This window comes from Acetobacter sp. DmW_136, from assembly GCF_008690365.1.
Taxonomy (GTDB): Bacteria; Pseudomonadota; Alphaproteobacteria; order Acetobacterales; family Acetobacteraceae; genus Acetobacter; species Acetobacter oryzifermentans.
On record NZ_VHON01000007.1, the window covers coordinates 99,245 to 118,553 of the forward strand.

Consider the following 19,309-nt stretch of genomic DNA (forward strand, 5'->3'; position numbering starts at 1 on the left):
ATACTCACACTTACTCTTGACGTTACGGAATATTCCTTTCTCTGATAGAAAACACCATTAGTGCTTTTTCTTTTGCTCTATCAGACTGCCCCCGTTCTCATGACACATCCTTCTGCGCCGCCTCCCTCGCTTTTGAAGCAACAGGGTATTCCTGCTGTTTTGGGAGGAAGAACACTTTCTGCCTTTGCATCTCAAGTACAGGCAGTAGCTGTAGGGTGGCAGGTTTATGCTCTTACCCACAGTGCAGCCGCATTGGGTTTTGTGGGGCTGGCACAATTTCTACCTATGGTTTTGTTTATATTCCCTGCCGGGCACGCAGCAGACCAGCATAACAGGCAACGTATTGTTATCTCGTGCCAGGTGATCGAGGCACTTGCTACGGCGTTCATGGCGTATGCCTCATTCTCGCATCACCTCACCTCCCTCATGATTTACGGGCTTGTGGTGGTATTTGGCATCTGCCGCGCCTTTGAAGCACCCGCGCAGCAAACGTTTCTGCCTTCTCTGGTTCCTCCTGCACTCTTTCCACGTGCAGCGGCTCTTTCTTCCTCTCTGTTTCAGGTTGCCTGTATCGCAGGGCCATCTTTGGGCGGATTGCTATACGGTTTGGGCGCAGGGGTATGTTATGCATTGTGCGCGCTTAGCTTTGCTATTGCCGCATTTTGTACTTTTTCCATGAAATTGCAGTTTCCAACCCGCGCCAAACAGCCTGCAACCCTAGCCGCTGTTTTTGGCGGCATTGCTTTTCTACGCCGCAAGCCCACTATGCTAGGCGCTATTTCTCTAGATCTATTTGCTGTGCTGTTGGGCGGGGCGACAGCCATGCTTCCCATTTTTGCAAATGATATTTTGCATGCAGGCCCTTGGGGATTAGGCTTGCTGCGGGCTGCTCCTGGTATTGGTGCATTATTGGTGGCTGCTATTTTAGCCCGTCATCCTTTAGGGCGACATGCTGGATTGTGGATGTTTGCAGCCGTTGCCATTTTTGGTTTTGCCACCATTGCCTTTGGTTTTTCTCGCTCCATCGCCGTTTCAGTTATCATGTTGGCAATATTGGGCGGAGCGGATGTGATCAGCGTTATGGTACGCGGAGCACTGGTTCAATTAGGCACGCCAGATGAAATGCGTGGCCGCGTTTCTGCGGTGAATATGCTTTTTATTGGTTCATCCAACCAGTTGGGGGAATTTGAAAGCGGCATGCTGGCCGCTGCTATTGGTCCCATTCCTGCCGTTGTATTAGGCGGTATTGGCACATTATGCATTAGTGGAATCTGGATGATGCTGTTTCCCGGCCTGCGCAAACTGGATAGGCTGGAAGACATTACCCCCGAACATTCCTGATAAAAAAAGCCTTACGGAACAATATCCGTAAGGCTTTTTCCAAAGCTTATGCAGCTACCCGATCGTTCAGGCTTAAACAGCCTTTTTCAGATTCGGACTTGCTTTAAAACGTACCGTTTTGCCAGCTTTGACCTTTACCTGCTCACCCGTGCGAGGGTTCAAGGCCTTACGAGCTTTGGTCTTACGCACTGTAAACGTTCCGAAAGAAGGAAGTGTAAAACCACCTTCACGCTTCAGTTCTTCTACAATCGCATCAATGAGGTCATTCGCTGCCTGATTGGCGGCAACGCCGGTGCAGTTGATCGAGTCCTGGATCACTGCTGCAATAAAGGCCTTGCTCATGAAGTACTAACTCCCTTTCAGACAGAACTGTATGCACAAGAATTATTTGGCTATCATGCCTATGCTTTAAGGGCTTGTAGTCACATTTTGATGAAAAAACCAACTTAAAAAATGCAGCATCTTTTAAATCCTTCCGATCCTGTCAGCAAAAACGGATCATGTGGCTTTTCAGACACAGGTTTACCGGCGGGGTCTGTATGTCTTTTTGCTGCATTCGCACCAGACGGTATTTTACCGATTTTTACACGGTTTTACCTAAAAAACATTTTGGATTGCGGTTTTATTCTGCATCTGGTTCTTTCTGGTGAAACCCCAATAGATAAAGAAACCATTGTTTTCTGTAAAAAAAATAATATTCACGTTTGGCAACGCCCTAACGGAGGGATGGACTTTGGAGCATGGCGTTTCTTGTTCCAAAAAAACGTTGCAGCTCAAGCTCCGTACGTACTTTTAGCGAATGACAGTGTCTTCGGGCCATTTCGACCTCTTGCCGATGTAGTAAAACAAGCACACGCATATACGTTACCTGCTTGGGGGCTTGTTGCCTCCCGCCTTGTCACACCACATTTGCAATCATGGTTTGTTGGGCTTTCGCGGCACACACTGCAAGCAGCACCAGTGCAGCGTGTTTTTTCCCTCCCATTTGAACAAATGAGTCGGAATGAAATTATCTGGCATGGCGAATTAGGGTTATCCGTTGCGCTGCAAGAGGCCGGAGTTCCTCTTCAGGCAGCCTGGAGCGATCTACAGTCACCTCTAGCTCGCTTTCTCCCCACCAACCCTATGCACACGCACTGGTATTCTGTTGCTGCTTCTGGGCAGGTGCCTTTTATCAAGCGGGAACTCTTACGGAACAACATCTTCGCTATCTCGAACTTACACCGGTGGCCAGAGGTTATTCCCCCAGCGTCCGACTTTGATCGCCAATGGATCATGGATAGTTTTTGCAAAAACGAATCCAGATCAGCCCCTGCTGCCACAACAGCAAAAGGGCGAGCGCTTTATAACGTTATCAGCACAGCAGATAGCCTACGCTGGAAGATAGGCCATCTGAAACGTTCAACGCGTTAACCTGAGACTTGCGCCACTTCGTACAGCCATTTTCCCAGCTCTGCACTTTGCTGTTCAAATGTGGCAAGGGTCGCTTTATGAGGATTTACATAGTCCTGCATAAATCCGGGTGTATCCAAAAGGTTTTCCACCGCCATATGCAGGGTTTCTGGCCTGCCATCTATCGGAATAAGGGTGCCATTCACTCCATCCTCAATATCCTCCGCCTGACCACCCGGAGCGGTAGAGATTACCCATACATCGCGCGATAACGCTTCACGCACGGTCAGGCCATAGCTTTCCTTCCATTGCGAAGGAAACAGCAGCACATCAATGCTATTGAAAAAGTCGTCTATTGTCTCACGCGTATAGGCTGGAATTGTGGAAACACGCCCCTGTGTTTTCCATGCTCCTGTGTAAACAGATTTGATACCCAGATTCAGCTTGTTATCAACGATAACCAGTTCCCAATCATCTCGTTCCAGCGCTTCAAATGCGCGTTTTACAAGAGAGTATCCTTTTATTTCTTCTGTACCGCCTACGTAGCCAAAGCGTAGTTTTTGGCCGGGAAGACGTTGTGGATGAGAAGATTTGGGCCACAAAAAACCATTCCGGTTTACCCGAATTTTGTCTGCCGGAATTCCATTTGCAACAAAAAGTGCACGATGCTCGGCACTAGGGGTCAGCAATAGTGCGGCATGCTGCATGGCCGTTATCATCAATATCTGACGTTCCGCCAGATGCCGTGCATGCGGCACACAAAGCTGGCACGTATGCAGATTGATTTTTTCCTGAAAGCAATAATGTCCATCGGCTTTCACCATGAACTGCCGCTCACATAACCACCATGCATCATGCAGTGTAATAACGTAAGGAATGTTTTTTTCCATACATACCCTTACACAACCTAGCCCCAACCCTTGTGTTGCATGAAAATGCACAATTGAAGGGCGGAATGCCTCCACCCACTTTTTAAAGGCTTGCGTGGCATCGGCATTATCCAACCCTGCTACGGCATCATGATCTGGGGGCGTGATAACACCCAAAATATCTGTGCCTTCCATACAATAGCGGATACTCGCCTTGCCGCGCTGCGCCAAAGGAGGGCGTGATGTAAACACGGCAACCTTTGTGTTTTCCTGCTGCTGAAGCCTGCGAGCCATTTCCTCTGCAACAAATGTTGCGCCGCCAAAAGAGCGTGGCTCGTAATAAATATTCGCACATAAAATGCGTAATTCTGATGACTTCTGAACTTCCGGCTTGCCGAACGCTGGCAAAACCTGGTTTTTCACAATGGCTTCTGGGCTATAATGGTCCAGAACATCCTTACGGGCTTGATCACCAAGTGTTTTTCGTAATGTGCTGTCAACAGCCAGCTTTAAAATGGCATCACACCATTCTGTATCGGTCTGTGCGACAAGCCCATTTTTACCATCCTGTACAATCTGCATAAACGCATCGCGCGGTGAACAGACCACAGGCAAACTTAGAACAGCGGCTTCCAGAAATTTGATATTGCTTTTGGCATCATTGAAAATCGTAGGTTCTAATGGGGCAATCGTAATATCTGCCTGCGCCAACAATTGCATATAAGCTGCGTAATCTAACCCTATCTGGGTTTGCACTCGCCCACCCAACGCATTAAACTCTGATGGCAGAGTAAGATCTCCGATAATATGCAGTGTAAGGCGTGGGTCTGCTTGCATGGCTGCAAGAATACCTGCTGCCGCCAGCTTAAAATCTGCATCATGCGTACGTGTGCCAGAACCATACACAATGCGTATCTCGCGCTGCGTATCATGCTGGGGCACACCATTTTGCCGGATGTCCGCCACCACATCCAATGTCTGCTGATCCAGCGCATTTTCTATAACAACGGTATGCTGAATACCGGCTTTTTGCATAGCCTGTGCCAACACACGTGTAGAGGCAATGGCCTTATCGCAAGACAACAAACATTTACGAAAAAGCCGAACGCCAAACAGAAGCTCTTCTTGCTCCTGTTTGTCCAAAGTGGCCAAATTACCATTCTGCTTATAATCTTCCGCAGAAAAGATAAGATCATCCACTTCCCACCAAGGGGAAAGCTCTAACCGCCTTGTTTCCTTAAGGAGTGTTTCAACCGCAGGAAAAGCGGGAACACGGTAAAAAATAACCTCTGTGCATACCTGAAGAGCTGAAAGAGCTTCTTCTGTTTCTCGCCAATCAACAACCTCTACAAGCCACCCTAAAGACCGTAGTTGCTCTTCTTTCTGCCAAACGCGATATTTGGCACATTGGCGCAGAGATAACTCTGCAATAATCAGAACCCGAGGCGTCAAATCTTTTAAGCGTTCCTTGCCAACATTTGCAGAATAAACCTGATTTATTTTTTCTTCATGCGTTAAAATACTTGTATTTTTCTTGTCCCCACCCTCAACAGTAGTACCCACTGTGGCAGGCTTACGTTCAAATAGACGTTCAGCTGCACGGCCAATGGATGAACGTGCCAAACGATGAGAGATACGAAACCGCACCCCTGCCACACCTTCATCCTGATAAATTTCTTGCAGCCTATGGTAAACGTCCGAAATTTTTCGGCCTGTTGGTAGCTGCCCTTTACTTAAATGCCGAACCACCCTTAACGGAGCCGTAAGACGCCAGGATAATGTATGCTGCCAGATACTAAGCTGACGTTGTGACTGTGAAAGTTCATGCCGAAGGTAAGAGGCTTCATGGGCTATGCCATCCATGCGCATAGCCTGAATACGCATACTGGCCCGATAACTAGCGGTAAGGGCTTCTTCGGTAGATTGCTGCTTTTCTGGCGTGTCACACGGCAATTTAGAATACGCCATAAGCTTTAATTCTTTCACAATACTTTAGAAATATCACACAATCTTTTTATACAACCTATTTCAAAAAGAAAAGCCGGACCCTAAGGCCCGGCTTTCCTCTTAAGCAAGAACGTAAACCTGTTCTAAAGACTTACTTCAGACCAGAAAACTGGTTTTGGTTCAGGGTATCAACGTTCACAAATGTAATCTGGCTGTGGTCAGACAGAGTAATTGTGGTGTTGTTACCGTTGTGTGTTGCTTTATCCAGAACGTCTGTCTGGAAAGATGCCTTGGTGTAGTCGTAGTCAACCAACAGAACAGAGTTGTTAGCAGCGCTACCAAAGTCCTGAATGGTGTAATCTGCGCCAGCAACACTGTTACGGAAACCGAACACGTTAGCTGCACCACTACCACCTTCCAGGGTGGCATCGCCTACACCGGCAACCAGCGTATCGGAAGCAGTGCCACCGATGAAAGTCTGGGTGCCTGTTGTGCCTGCGTTGTTACCGAATGCCTGGAACCCGAATGCAGAAGATGCACCATCCAGCGTTTCGTTACCATCGTTTGCAACGAACAGGTTATTCGCGCCAGAACCATCGATAAAGCCCTGCTGGCTTGCAGCAACATGGATATCCAGACCGTTGGAACCGAAGATCGTAGCGTGACCAGCCGTAATGGTGGTTTCGCCCGTGCCGCCAATGAAGGTAAGATTGTCGGAAACGTTGATCAGTGCAGAATCGGTGTTTTCGGTCTGCAGGTTGCCATGAGCAGCGGAAATCGTGCTGTTCTGGCCACCTTCAACAGTGCCTGTAGCACCGGAGAAGTTGATGTAATCCAGAGAACCACCGGTAACGGTGGAAGCACCACCAACCGTGATCTGCTGGCTACCATTGGCATCCACAACCAGAGAGTTATCAGACAGCTGAACCGTAGAGCTGCTGCCAGACAGGGTAACGCTCTGACGACCAGCGGTTGCTGTGATGGTGTCCTGACCATCGGAATGAACATAGTTCATGCCCGAGCCCAGATCGATGGTGTTGTGGCCCTGACCTGCAGAGATGGTGTTGTTACCTGCACCACTGTTCACTGTGTCATCACCGTTACCGGTCATGATGTTCCAGTTACCTGCGGTGGACAGGCTGTTGCCTTCGAACAGGTTATCACCAGATCCAGCCAGGAACTGGCCGCTCTGATCACCTGCACGGAAAGCAATACCTGTGTTGGTGCCACCAAGAACGGTCATGCTGGAGGCAGTGCCACCGTATGCATTAACGTTCACCCAGCCATCAAGAGCCGTACCCGGTTGGCTGTTGGCATCGGAACCAATGCTCAGGTAATCAACATTACCAGCAACGCGGTAAGAACCAGCTGAGGTAATAACCCCGTAGCCTGCCTTATTGCTATCGCTAAAGGTTGTATCCCCAGCAGAAAGATTCTGTGCATCAAGAGTGCTGATGACTGAATTCAACTGGTTCGACAGGTCAGTGGCCTGGTTGTACAGGGCCGAATTCTGTGCGCCGTCTACGGTAACCTGAACATTACCGGACGCACCGACAACCGTGATAATCGGCATGTATCCGTCCTTTTTCTTTACATTTTGCCGCGCCAGCCAGAAATTCCAACCCGCCTACGGCAATCTAACGCTATCCTTTCCTGCTTCGCAAAATACTGCACGAAACGCAAGCAGATTATAGCGTTATTACTTCGCTAACGGCCAACATTGCACAGCGTTGCCAGCCGTTAGCACTGTAAGAAATTTCTCTCTTTGATGAAATAAAAAATACCCAATCTATAATGGTAAATATTTATAATTTTCCTGATAGTTGTATAGAATAACCCTCTAGTGTTGTTTGTTATTTTTCATCACCACAACTGGACTCGTGCCGGACACATGCCTGTAGTGCCTTCCTCCCTCGCAGAATCTCTTTCATCATTGGAAGACTCTCCGCTTTTCACCCCAACTATACTCATACAAAATAGTACATTTGGATGTGAAAACATACCTTTCCTATCATGGATTCTTAAGGAAGCATTTTTTAGCGGGTTATTACTGGTTGGAAGCAGCCTTTCCATTAAGGAAACACTGAGCTTTCACTTTAATATTCATCCCTCATCTTTCCAACTTACATTTCAGGCAGAACTTCCATCTTCAATCACTCATAACAATCAGGTTATTTATATAGCTGCCAGAATGTGGCAGTCGGCAGAATCCATTCAGCATCTTCTAAATACTGCCCCAGAAGACACGCTCCTTCTATTAGAAGGGATAAAAGACTCGCGGCGTGCAGAAGCATGGGAACATCTTTCTGCTCTTTTTCCTGCCTTTATGTTCCCTCAAGGAACAGGATTAGGCATTCTAGCAGCAACAGAGGTTGCCTGCCTGTTTCCCCTACTCACACCGGATTCCCGCCTTTCGGACACAGAAAAAACCACCAAGAGCCTACTGCGTGAACGCTTCGCTTTTGCTGGAGAATTCTGGTTCAACAAGGCGCTCCTCACTGCTGCTCATACTCAGATAGATACGCTCAAACAGGATCTGGTACAAACGCGCAGTCATGTTTTTTCCCAGCAAATGCTGACGCACCACGAGAGCGACCAGAGCGCACAGAAAATCGACTCGCTACAAAAAACCCTTCAACAAACCCAGAAAAACGAACAAGCTCTTATTCAAGAAAAACAGGAAATTACAGACCGCTTAACTGGCTTTATCAGCACAGTAAAACAGAGAGAGCTTTGTTATCAGCAACAAACAAAAACCCTTAACAACCACATACTCACCCTGTCTGCATATATAGACTCCTTGAAACAAACGTATTCTGCTTACTCCCAGCACATTCATGATCTATGGGGCAGATTCGCGCAGGAAGTTCTTGACCGAACCGAAGCGCAAGATGCTCTCAAAACGTATCTTTCAACACCTTCCGGCGTTATCCGTTCTATTGCTCGCGCTTTGGTAAAAGGTGTTGTTGTTCCCTACGTGCCAGACCTACCTCAACCACCCCAAGTAGAATCCCCTCCGCAACTCCCTCCGGCTCCGCCTCCACTTTTGCTGGAACACAGCTCAGCCGCGCCACTTACTTTTCCTGAAGTTCCAGAAGCCGCTTCAATTTCCATTATTGAACAACCTTCACAACCTTCCGGATTCAACGTTCTTTTTGTTGCGGGTGAGCCAGATTCTCCGGGTGTAAATTACCGTTGCATCCGCAATGCGGCTGCCTGTTCTCTTGCTGGTTTTCCCGCTCAGTGGAAGCGCTGCGCAGACGTTGGCCCCGATGATATCAACTGGGCGGATGTCATGATTTTATGGCGTGTTGAATTCAGTGGCCATGTAGACATTATGCTACGGCTGGCGCGGGAACAAAACATGCCGGTTATTTTTGATACAGATGATCTCACGTTCATTCCTGCCCTTGCACGTATGGATATTATTGATGGCATACGCAGCATTGGCGCCACAGAAGAACGTATTGAAACAGTCTTTACTGATATGCAGCGCACCCTTTTACGCACAGATATCGGGTTTGCCCCAACCGATGCTTTAGCGGATGCTATGCGGGTTTATCAGCCCGTTACTTATACTGTACCTAATATATATAATACAGAATGTCTGGCCTTAAGCCGCAAAGCGTATCGTATGCGCCAGCTTAACCCGGATGAACAGATTATTCGTATTGGCTATGCAACAGGCTCCCGCACACACCAAAAAGACTTTGCTCAGGTTAGTAGTGTTCTCGCCCGCTTGTTGCACGAAAAACCCAATCTTCAGCTTGTACTATTCCGCGAAACAGGGAATCATCGCCCAGTTCTGCTCATGAACGAGTTTCCTGAATTTGAACCCGTGCGTAATCAGATAGAATGGCGAGACATGTGCACCTTGCCTGCCCTTCCTTCTGAACTGGCCCGTTTTGATATTTCAATTGCACCACTGGAAACACAGAATCCATTCTGTAACGCCAAAAGTGAATTGAAATTTTTTGAGGCCGCTTTAGCTGGCGTGCCTTCCATTGTTTCTCCAACGGCACCCTTTCGCCAATGCGTGCAAAACGGCCGCACCGGGTTGTTTGCCACCACACCAGAAGAGTGGGAAACCGCGTTACGCACACTTATTGAAAATCCGGATTTGCGCCACCGCATGGCACGAAATGCGTATCATGCTGCCTTGTGGCACTTTGGCCCACAACGCCAAGCCATTCTTTTAGGTACGATTATGGAAAGCCTGAAAGGAGAAAAACAGGCAACCCAAACCGCTGAAATACAAATTGCACGCGGCCATTATCTGGCACGCAATCTACCGGATATTCCTGATTGCAGCGTAATGTTCCTGCATGATGCCCTGCAAGAAGCAAATGTTACCGTTATTATTACATCTTATAACTACGAAAACTTCATTCTTGAGGCATTAGAATCCGTTCGGATGCAAACCATTCCAACCCTTGATCTTGTTGTTGTTGATGATGGTTCTACAGATGGATCACTCAACCAGATCAAAAGCTGGATGGAAAAACAGACGGCGCGCTTTAATCGCCTTATTTTACTTCAAACCAATTCCAATGCAGGGTTGGGTGGCGCGCGTAACTGTGGTGTTGCCTACGCTGAAACCCCATTCTTCCTGCCATTGGATGCAGATAACCGGCTTTTACCACATGCATGTGAAACACTTTTAAGTGCGACAGATGAATTAACAGCTTACGCCTACCCAATTATCCAACAGTTTGGAAATCCCGCCCAACATCCAACGTTAGGCCATGAACCTTTCCGCCCCATGCAACTGGTGGCAGGCAATTATATTGATGCCATGGCTCTGGTAGCCAAATGGGCATGGGCCGCCGCCGGTGGGTACTATGTAAGCCGTGACGCAATGGGGTGGGAGGATTACGACCTTTGGTGCACCATGGCCGAATACGGTTTGCGCGGCACCCATGTACCGGAAGTGCTGGCTGAATATCGTGTGCACCAAACATCCATGACCAACAACGTGACGGAAAAAATGGCACATAAACAGCGCGTGGTCTCCCTGATAGAAGAACGCCACCCGTGGATCAGATTGGTGCAAAAAAGCGCCAAACAGCGTGAAGTCACAACAAGCTAAAAATGACCGATAAAACACTAAGCCCGCAAACAGGCATACTGTTTGTGCGGCTTGGTATTTCGACACCGTGAAACGCGCACAAAAAAAACAGAACCCCATTTCTGGAATTCTGTAAACCGCTCTGATTTTTTAGGAAAATCTGGAGCGGGCGATGGGATTCGAACCCACGACCCCAACCTTGGCAAGGTTGTGCTCTACCCCTGAGCTACGCCCGCATTGGATGGCCTCCTTTTACGGATGATCATTCAGATAGGCAAGAGGGAAAATGAAAAAAAAATGCCTGAAATTGCATTTTCTTTCTCCAGCCCTTTCCTACTTGTGTTGGAAAGGACTGTTGGCGCTTTTCAGCCTGTGCTGATACTGATGCTCAAATGCCTTTACGCAGCAAGGAAGGAAAACCGTGTCTGCTTCCATGTTCCGATCCCTTTATCATCAAGGGTTCGTCCGCGTAGCTGCCTGCACCTTGCCCGTAGCACTGGCAAATCCAGCCATAAACGCGCAGCATATCCTAGAATCTGCCAAAGCATGTGCCGCAGATGGTACAGTTTTATGTGTGTTTCCTGAACTTGGGCTGTGCGGATATACACTGGAAGACTTGCTACAGCAGGAAACGCTTCTGGCAGAAACCAGAACAACCCTTCTCTCCTTGGCTCAGGCATCTGCCTCGTTGTGCCCTGTGTTGGTGGTAGGCGCGCCGTTGTTATGGAAGAACGCTCTTTATAACTGCGCTGTCATTATTCACTCCGGCAAAATTCTGGGTGTGGTTCCTAAAAGCTACATCCCAAATTATCGAGAGTTCTATGAGGCACGCCATTTCCGCTCCGGCGCAGATATTCGCGGGCAGACAATCAAGATCAATGGGCACACCGTACCATTTGGCGTGGATCTACTGTTTGAAGCGCAGGATGTGCCCTCATTCAGCCTCAGCGTAGAAATTTGTGAGGATATGTGGGTACCTATCCCACCCTCGGCACACGCTGCACTGGCTGGCGCTACAATTATCGCCAACCTTTCAGCAAGTGACATTACGGTTGGCAAGGCAGAAACCCGGAACATGCTCTGCCAATCCCTCTCTGCCCGCAATATTGTCGCTTACCTTTATGCGGCAGCCGGAGAAGGTGAATCCACCACAGATCTGGCCTGGGATGGCCAAACCGCTATTTTTGAAAATGGCATCCTGCTGGCAGACAGCGAGCGCTTTCCCTCCGGCGCAACCGCTGTAATTGCCGATGTGGATCTTACGCTTTTGCGGCAAGAACGCCTGCGTATGGGAAGCTTTGCTGATGCAGCGCGCCAAGCAGATACATGGCGGCACATTAGCTTCACCCTCACGCCTCCTTCTGCAAACCTTGGGCTCAAACGCCCCCTCGCCCGCTTTCCTTTTGTACCTGCCGCTCCAGAACGCTTGGCACAAGATTGTTTTGAGGCCTTTACCATTCAGGTATCCGCACTCAAGCAGCGCCTTAAAACAAGTGGCGTTAAAACAATGGTTATTGGTATTTCCGGTGGCTTGGATTCTACGCACGCCCTACTGGTGGCCGTGCGTGCAGCGGATGAACTGAATTGGCCACGCAGTGCTGTGCGGGGTTATACAATGCCCGGCTTTGGCACAACGGACAAAACCCTTGCCAGTGCCAACGCACTGATGAGCCAGTTGAATATCACGCACGAAACGCTGGATATCCGCCCGGCTGCGGAGCTGCTGCTACGCACCATTCGGCACCCTTATGCAAATGGGCAACCCGTGCATGACATTACTTTTGAGAACGTTCAGGCTGGCCTACGCACAGATTTCCTGTTCAGGCTGGCCAACCAACATCATGGCATTGTCATCGGCACAGGAGACCTTTCCGAGCTAGCATTAGGATGGTGCACCTATGGTGTGGGCGACCAAATGGCGCATTACAATGTGAATGCGGGTCTGCCTAAAACCCTTATCCAGCACCTTATCCGCTGGTGCATTGCTTCGGGCCATTTTGCTCCTGCTGTTGGCAAGGTGCTGACAGACGTTCTGGCTACAGAAATTTCTCCCGAGCTTATTCCTGTCGGCAAAGATGGCCCTCAAAGCACGGAAAGCATCATAGGCCCTTACGCTCTGCATGATTTCGCGCTGTTTTATATTCTGCGCTACGGTTTCAGGCCGTCCCGCGTGGCCTTTCTAGCGGAACAGGCTTGGCAGGATGCCTCAACAGGCCAATGGCCTCCGGGTTTTCCCGCATCCGAGCAAAAAGCTTATGATCTTCCTACCATTCGCCACTGGTTGGAAATATTTGTGCGCCGCTTTTTTGCAACCAGCCAGTTCAAACGTTCTGCCATGCCAAATGGCCCCAAAGTTATGCCCGGCGGCAGCCTTTCCCCCCGAGGAGACTGGCGCGCACCCTCCGATGGCAACGCCCGCCTCTGGCTGGATGATCTAAAACACAATGTGCCCGAAGCCTGAACCACAAAAGAGGGGTTTAGCCCACTGCTGCCCTCATGGTATTATGCCCCATCTTGGGCTATACTGTTTTCTATTATGAAAGCATCGCGCCAAGCCACCATCCATCGCGTTACAAGCGAAACCGATATCGCCATCACCCTTGATCTGGATGGATCCGGGCAGGCCGATATTCAGACCGGACTCGGTTTTTTCGATCATATGCTCACGGCATTAGCCAAACATGCCCTGTTCGATCTGAAAGTAACCGTAAAAGGTGACCTCTATATTGATGGTCATCATAGCGTTGAAGATACAGGCATTGCCATTGGCATGGCCCTAAAACAAGCTTTGGGGGACAAGCGTGGCGTGCGCCGTTTTGGCCATGCCCTTGTACCGTTGGATGAAGCTTTGTGCGAAGCTGTAGTTGACCTTTCCGGTCGGCCCTTTCTGGCATTTGATGCCACGTTTACGCGTGATCGCATTGGGGATCTGGACACCGAACTGGTGGAAGAATTTTTCCGAGCCTTTGCCATGTCCGCCATGCTCACACTGCACCTGACAGAAAAAGCTGGTAAAAATTGCCACCATATTGCCGAGGCCGCGTTCAAGGCACTTGCACGTGCATTGCGTATGGCTGTGGAACCAGACCCACGGGCGCAAGGCAGCATTCCTTCCACCAAAGGCGTGCTATAATTTTTTATACGGGTTAATAACCCAGCCCTGCCCGATACACCTGTTTTGCAGCGCTGGGCACAACCGAGAAAAACGCAAACCTGTCTGGGCTGCATGCACCTTATTATATTGGTCAGCAGAAATCAGACAGGGTCACCAGCAACAAGAGGGTTCCATGACCCAGCCTCTTTCCATCGCCGTTGTTGATTATGAAGGCGGCAATCTGGCGTCCGCTGCCCGTGCAGCCCTGCGGGCTGCTGAGCTTTCGGGAATTGCAGCCGATGTTGTTATCACCAACGAACCTGCGGCTGTCCTGCAAGCAGACCGTATCATCCTACCCGGGCAAGGCGCGTTTGCAGATTGCGCCCGTGGGCTGGAAGCTATCCCCGGCTTGAAAGATTCTATTCTGAACGCTACGGCCAATGGTACACCCTTTTTAGGTATTTGCGTTGGTATGCAGCTTATGGCTGAACGCGGGCGGGAACATGGTGTAACAGAAGGGTTTGGATGGATTCCGGGGGAAATTACCCTCATGGAAGCCACTGGCCTGCGCCTTCCCCAAATGGGCTGGAACGAGCTGGAGCTTCATACACAACACCCTCTTACCCAAGGCTTGGGTAAGGCGCCGCATGGATACTTTGTGCATTCCTACGCACTCCAAAATACTGCGGCAGATGTTCTGCTTGCCACCACAGATTATGGTGGCAACGTGCCTGCCATAGTGTGCAAGGGGAATGTTGCGGGTACACAATTCCATGTTGAAAAAAGCCAGACAGTTGGCCTCAAGATTCTCGCCAATTTTCTGAGGTGGGATCCGAAAGCTCCCGTATAATGACCCGGAACAAACGCGTTCAACGCATTCTGAACCTAGAAGAAGATGACCTTCAGGCCTTATGTGAAGCCGTAGATGCTTCCATTCTGGATGGTGGCGGCTTTGGCTGGCTTCAGCCACAAGGGCGGCAGGTGCTGGAGCGCTACTTCAAAGGCCTGCTGCTTGTGCCAGAACGTATGCTGTTTGTTATTCGGCATAACGGCGTGATTGTAGGATGTGCACAGCTTGTACGCAGCGCCCGTAATAATGAGCTGCAAGCCATGTGCGTTACTCTGGCACATTTGTTTATTGCGCCATACGCGCAGCGTCAGGGCCTCGGCACAGCCTTGTTGCACGAAGTGGAAAATGCAGCCCGCAGCATGGGCTTTCGGATTATGAATACCGAAGTGCCTGAAACACAGGATGGCGCCATTGCCCTCTTCCGTAAGGCAGGTTTTCTGCATTGGGGCACACACCCCCTCTATACCCGTTTGGGCGACACCTACCAGCGCGGTCTGTACTTCACCAAATCATTAGATACAGACCATCTCCCCCTTTCCTCTTCCTTTCAGCAAACGCGGCCTGAAACCATGACAACAGCACCCTCCATGCACCCCCTTACCCTTTACCCAGCCATTGATCTCAAGGATGGAGCCTGCGTACGCTTACGCCGTGGGGAAATGGATGATGCCACTGTGTATTCAGACAACCCCGGTGCGCAGGCTCTTGCATGGGAGGCCGCAGGATTTAAATGGCTGCATGTTGTGGATCTGAACGGTGCCTTTGCTGGACAATCTGAAAACGCAGATGCCGTACGTTCCATTGTGGAATCAACAGATATTCCCGTCCAGCTTGGTGGTGGCCTACGAGACATGAAGGCTATTGAAGCATGGTTGGAAGCCGGTATCAGCCGCGTTATTTTGGGCTCTGTTGCCGTAAAAAACCCTGTCCTTGTGCGTGAAGCCTGCCGTGCTTTCCCAGGCCGCATTGTTGCGGGCATTGATGCCCGATCTGGCCGCGTTGCAACCGAAGGCTGGGCCGAAGTTTCTGACATGCAGGCAACTGAATTGGCCCTCCGTATGCAGGAAGCTGGCGTTGCATCCATCATCTTCACGGAAATCAGCCGTGATGGCATGCTGGAGGGACTGGATGTGGAACAGACCGTTACATTGGCCAATACGGTTTCCATTCCCATTATTGCCAGCGGTGGCGTTGGCAGCATTGAGCACCTGATTGCTCTGCGGGAAGCCACGCAGGACGCTCCGGGCATTGAAGGCGTGATTGTGGGCCGCGCGTTGTATGATGGCCGCGTAACCCCAGCAGAAGCCCTGAAGGTATTAAGCTGATGCTGAAACTACGCGTTATTCCATGCCTGGATGTTAAAAACGGCAGAGTGGTCAAAGGCGTTAACTTCGTTTCCCTGCGCGATGCGGGAGACCCTGTTGAACAGGCCGCTGTTTACGATGCAGCCGGGGCTGATGAACTGACCTTTCTGGATATCACCGCCAGCCATGAAAACCGTGATACGATTCTAGAAGTTGTTAGCAAAACAGCCGAAAAAATCTTTCTTCCCCTCACAGTCGGAGGGGGGGTGCGCACAACGGATGATATGCGCCGCCTTCTGCTGGCAGGTGCAGACAAATGCGCCATGAACTCCGCCGCGGTCAACCGTCCTGAACTGGTCAATGAAGCAGCCAACAAATTTGGTAGCCAATGCGTTGTTGTTGCCATAGATGCCCGCCAGACAGCACCGGGAAAATGGGAAGTGTTTACCCACGGTGGCCGCACTTCTACCGGGCGAGATGCCATAGACTGGTGCCGTGAGGTTGCAGAACGTGGCGCTGGGGAAATCCTACTCACCTCCATGGATCGGGATGGTACAGGAACAGGCTTCGATCTGGAACTTCTTAAAGCTGCAACACAGGCCGTAAGGCTTCCCATTGTTGCATCTGGCGGTGTGGGTAAGCTGGAACACTTTGTAGAAGGCGCCAAAGCCGGAGCAACAGGCCTTCTGGCAGCAAGTGTTTTCCATTTTGGCCAGTTCACTATTCCCCAGGTTAAAGCCGCATTGTCAGAAGCAGGCTTGCCGGTTCGTCCTTCCCCCGCCCCTTTTGCAGGTTAACCCGTATCATGACAAAAAAAGCACCTTCTAAAACAGAAGCAAAAACAGACACAAAATCCAAAAAGAATAAAGAGGTTCTTTCTCTTCCAGAAATTTCAGAAGCAGATATTTCCGTTCTGAACCGCCTTTACGATGTTGTGCAAAGCCGCAAAGGCACAGATCCTTCCGTAAGCCACTCAGCCCGCCTGCTTTCCCGCGGCACTTACAAAATTGCCCAAAAGTTTGGGGAAGAGGCTGTAGAATGCCTGATTGAAGCCGTAGCGGGGCGCAAGGATCTGTTAATTGGTGAAAGTGCTGATGTACTCTACCATCTTATTGTTTTATGGGTAGATGCTGGCATTACCCCAGATCAGGTTTGGACAGAACTTCAGCGCCGTGAAGGCACAAGCGGTATTGCAGAAAAAGCCGCACGTTCCAAAACAACAAAATCTGTAAAGGAATAATCAGAAATGGCTGTAACAGGTAGAGGGCCATATGACCCGCAAAATGTTTTTGCAAAAATCCTTCGCGGTGAAATCCCCTGCAAGGCTATTTTTGAGAACGAATGGGTTCTGGCATTTTATGATATCGCGCCCAAGGCACCTGTTCATGTTTTGATTATTCCCAAAAACCCTTATGTTTCCTTTATGGATTTCAGCCAAACAGCACCCGCAGAAGAAATTGCTGGTGTTATGCGTGCTACAGGCCAGATTGCGCTTGATCTTGGATTGGAAGAAAACGGCTATAGGTTGATTACGAATGCGGGCCTCCATAGTGGGCAGGAAGTGCCTCACTTCCACATACATCTTCTTGGTGGAAAAGCATTGCCAGCCTTCCCGGCCTGATCTTTTGTTTCTTATCCAGACGGACATATCCCTATGACACCCATGGACATGCTTTTATCCCGTGCATCAACGGATCATCTTCAGGCTCCGGCACCATCTGAAGCGCAAATGGCCGAGGTTTTAGCTACCGCTATGCGGGCTCCAGATCACGGAAAGCTACGTCCATGGCGCTATGTTATTGTAAAAGATGATGCACGTTCGCTACTGGCTGAGCGTATTGTTACCAGTATGGTTCGACTTGACCCGGACGTACCCGAATTTAAAAAAGAAAAGCGCCTTAAAAGATTTTCCACAATTCCCATGACACTCGTTTTGGGCATGCACCTACGTCCAGGACATAAAATTCCTTTATGGGAACAGGAAATGACTGTAGCCGCAGGCGCCATGAACATCCTGAATGCATTGCATGCATTAGGATTTGGTGCAGTTTGGGTTTCTGGTGATGTTGTGAATGACCCTGTTCTTGCTGAAGAACTCGGCTTTCCTGCACCCCATAAATTAGCAGGTTTTTTGTTTATCGGCACGCCAGATGCACCGCTTCCCACACCCAAGCGCCCAAACCCGGCTGAGTTTACAGCTACATGGCAAGGTCAGCCGGTAAATTTTGCAGCTGATGGAAAAACACCATGACACATATAACAGACGCCGTTGTTATTGGTGGTGGTCCGGTTGGGTTGGCAACAGCCCTTTCATTGGAAAAAGCCGGCCTTTCTGTAACCGTAATAGAACGTTCTCCACTTCCTGTATGGGAAGAACCTTCCTTTGATGGGCGGGAAATAGCCCTTACACATTATTCTATGCGTATTCTTAAAGAATGCAAAGCATGGGATCATATCCCGCAAAGCGTTATCTGCCCCTTACGAGAAGCGCATGTGGAAACAGGACGTTTTCGCCATCCGCTTACATTTGATACAAATGGGCGTGGAGAAGAAGCTCTCGGCTGGCTCGTTTCCAACAACCACATTCGGCGTGCCCTCTTTGCCGCAGCAAGCGAGAAAGAACGTATCCATCTACAGCCACACACCAGCGTAGAAACAGTAAGGCAAGGCCAAGATTATGCCGCCGTCCATCACTCAGGCGGACAAATCAAGGCGCGCCTTGTCGTTGGGGCTGATGGTCGCTTTTCTCCTACGCGCAGGCGCGCAGGTATTGGCGCTATTGTGCATGATTTCCACAAATCCATGCTGGTTTGCCGCATGGCGCATGAATCTCCCCATCACAACATCGCCCTGCAATGGTTTGATGAAGGACAGACGATAGCTTTGCTGCCAGTGAATGGCATGGCGTCCTCTTTGGTTCTTACGCTTCCTGCAAACGAAATACAGCGCCTGCTCGCAACACCGCGCGATGAATTCAATGCGGAAATTACCCAACGTGTTGGGGCTAGATTAGGACAAATGCGCCTTGTCAGCACACGCCATGCTTATCCACTTAAGGGTATATATGCGCATCGCTTTGTAGGTCGGCGTTTAGCTTTGGTTGGAGATGCCGCCGTGGGGATGCATCCCATCACAGCACACGGTTTCAACCTGGGGTTGAAGGGGCAAGAAACGCTGGCACAATGCATTGGCGCAGCCTTTAACGCTCAGGCAGATGCCGGGAATGCACGCGCCTTGCAGCAGTATGAACGGCAACATAGGCGTGCAACTGCTTTGCTATTTGCCGGCACGAATGGCATAGCCTCCCTTTACACGCATGATGCGTTGCCATTTAAACCCATTAGGCAAGCGTGTATCCGGCTAGCAGACAGGTTTACGCCCTTTAAACAGGCAGTCACTACGCTTCTGATGGATAAAAAAACAACGGCTTGATTGTAAAAAGGC

The 19,309-nt window shown here is 49.8% G+C and carries 15 protein-coding genes and 1 tRNA gene; 12 read left to right on the top strand and 4 right to left on the bottom strand.

Features of this window, described 5'->3' with window-relative positions:
- The first annotated feature begins 60 nt into the window (after positions 1-60).
- Entirely contained in the window at positions 61-1,341 is a 1,281-nt protein-coding gene (locus FKW31_RS03470; protein ID WP_006115671.1) for an MFS transporter, read from the top strand.
- A 72-nt stretch (positions 1,342-1,413) separates the two neighbouring features.
- On the opposite strand, the gene FKW31_RS03475 is transcribed toward FKW31_RS03470, so the two are convergent.
- Positions 1,414-1,683, bottom strand: coding sequence for an HU family DNA-binding protein (locus tag FKW31_RS03475; RefSeq protein WP_003623313.1), 270 nt, complete (start codon positions 1,681-1,683; stop codon positions 1,414-1,416).
- A gap of 111 nt (positions 1,684-1,794) precedes the next feature.
- On the opposite strand from FKW31_RS03475, the gene FKW31_RS03480 reads away from it, so the two are divergent.
- Positions 1,795-2,754: a rhamnan synthesis F family protein gene (locus tag FKW31_RS03480; RefSeq protein WP_150177718.1), complete on the top strand. Its 960-nt coding sequence runs from the start codon at positions 1,795-1,797 to the stop codon at positions 2,752-2,754.
- Here the strand turns inward: FKW31_RS03480 and FKW31_RS03485 are convergent.
- Entirely contained in the window at positions 2,751-5,570 is a 2,820-nt protein-coding gene (locus FKW31_RS03485; protein WP_150177720.1) for a glycosyltransferase, read from the bottom strand. The two genes, FKW31_RS03480 and FKW31_RS03485, sit on opposite strands and share 4 nt — an antisense overlap.
- A gap of 130 nt (positions 5,571-5,700) precedes the next feature.
- Positions 5,701-7,122, bottom strand: a complete 1,422-nt coding sequence (locus FKW31_RS03490) for a hypothetical protein (RefSeq protein WP_150177722.1) — start codon at positions 7,120-7,122, stop codon at positions 5,701-5,703.
- Between the two features lie 318 nt (positions 7,123-7,440).
- On the opposite strand from FKW31_RS03490, the gene FKW31_RS03495 reads away from it, so the two are divergent.
- On the top strand, positions 7,441-10,638 hold the full coding sequence (locus tag FKW31_RS03495) for a glycosyltransferase (RefSeq protein ID WP_150177724.1): 3,198 nt from the start codon (positions 7,441-7,443) through the stop codon (positions 10,636-10,638).
- Between the two features lie 140 nt (positions 10,639-10,778).
- Here FKW31_RS03495 and FKW31_RS03500 read toward each other — a convergent pair.
- A tRNA-Gly gene (locus FKW31_RS03500) sits at positions 10,779-10,853 on the bottom strand.
- A gap of 197 nt (positions 10,854-11,050) precedes the next feature.
- Between FKW31_RS03500 and FKW31_RS03505 the strand changes: the two genes are divergently transcribed.
- The 9 genes from FKW31_RS03505 to ubiM all read left to right on the top strand — a co-directional run bounded on the left by FKW31_RS03505 (position 11,051) and on the right by ubiM (position 19,297).
- Positions 11,051-13,078 carry an NAD(+) synthase gene (locus FKW31_RS03505; RefSeq protein ID WP_150177900.1) on the top strand — a complete coding sequence of 676 codons (2,028 nt, stop codon included), beginning with the start codon at positions 11,051-11,053 and terminating at the stop codon, positions 13,076-13,078.
- Positions 13,079-13,153: 75 nt separating this feature from the next.
- Complete coding sequence (gene hisB / locus FKW31_RS03510) at positions 13,154-13,750, top strand: imidazoleglycerol-phosphate dehydratase HisB (RefSeq protein WP_006115677.1); 597 nt, start codon at positions 13,154-13,156, stop codon at positions 13,748-13,750.
- A gap of 154 nt (positions 13,751-13,904) precedes the next feature.
- Complete coding sequence (gene hisH / locus FKW31_RS03515; RefSeq protein ID WP_063354791.1) at positions 13,905-14,561, top strand: imidazole glycerol phosphate synthase subunit HisH; 657 nt, start codon at positions 13,905-13,907, stop codon at positions 14,559-14,561.
- Positions 14,561-15,886 carry a 1-(5-phosphoribosyl)-5-[(5-phosphoribosylamino)methylideneamino]imidazole-4-carboxamide isomerase gene (gene hisA, locus FKW31_RS03520; protein WP_150177726.1) on the top strand — a complete coding sequence of 442 codons (1,326 nt, stop codon included), beginning with the start codon at positions 14,561-14,563 and terminating at the stop codon, positions 15,884-15,886. The genes hisH and hisA overlap by 1 nt, the downstream gene beginning before the upstream one ends.
- Positions 15,886-16,662, top strand: a complete 777-nt coding sequence (gene hisF, locus FKW31_RS03525; RefSeq protein ID WP_006115680.1) for an imidazole glycerol phosphate synthase subunit HisF — start codon at positions 15,886-15,888, stop codon at positions 16,660-16,662. Before hisA ends, hisF begins: the two co-directional genes overlap by 1 nt.
- Before the next feature lie 8 nt (positions 16,663-16,670).
- Positions 16,671-17,105: a phosphoribosyl-ATP diphosphatase gene (locus FKW31_RS03530; protein ID WP_150177728.1), complete on the top strand. Its 435-nt coding sequence runs from the start codon at positions 16,671-16,673 to the stop codon at positions 17,103-17,105.
- Positions 17,106-17,111: 6 nt separating this feature from the next.
- Positions 17,112-17,486 carry a histidine triad nucleotide-binding protein gene (locus FKW31_RS03535; protein ID WP_006115683.1) on the top strand — a complete coding sequence of 125 codons (375 nt, stop codon included), beginning with the start codon at positions 17,112-17,114 and terminating at the stop codon, positions 17,484-17,486.
- Positions 17,487-17,519: 33 nt separating this feature from the next.
- Positions 17,520-18,116 carry a nitroreductase gene (locus tag FKW31_RS03540; protein ID WP_150177730.1) on the top strand — a complete coding sequence of 199 codons (597 nt, stop codon included), beginning with the start codon at positions 17,520-17,522 and terminating at the stop codon, positions 18,114-18,116.
- Positions 18,113-19,297, top strand: a complete 1,185-nt coding sequence (gene ubiM / locus FKW31_RS03545) for a 5-demethoxyubiquinol-8 5-hydroxylase UbiM (RefSeq protein ID WP_150177732.1) — start codon at positions 18,113-18,115, stop codon at positions 19,295-19,297. The genes FKW31_RS03540 and ubiM overlap by 4 nt, the downstream gene beginning before the upstream one ends.
- Positions 19,298-19,309: the final 12 nt, after the last annotated feature.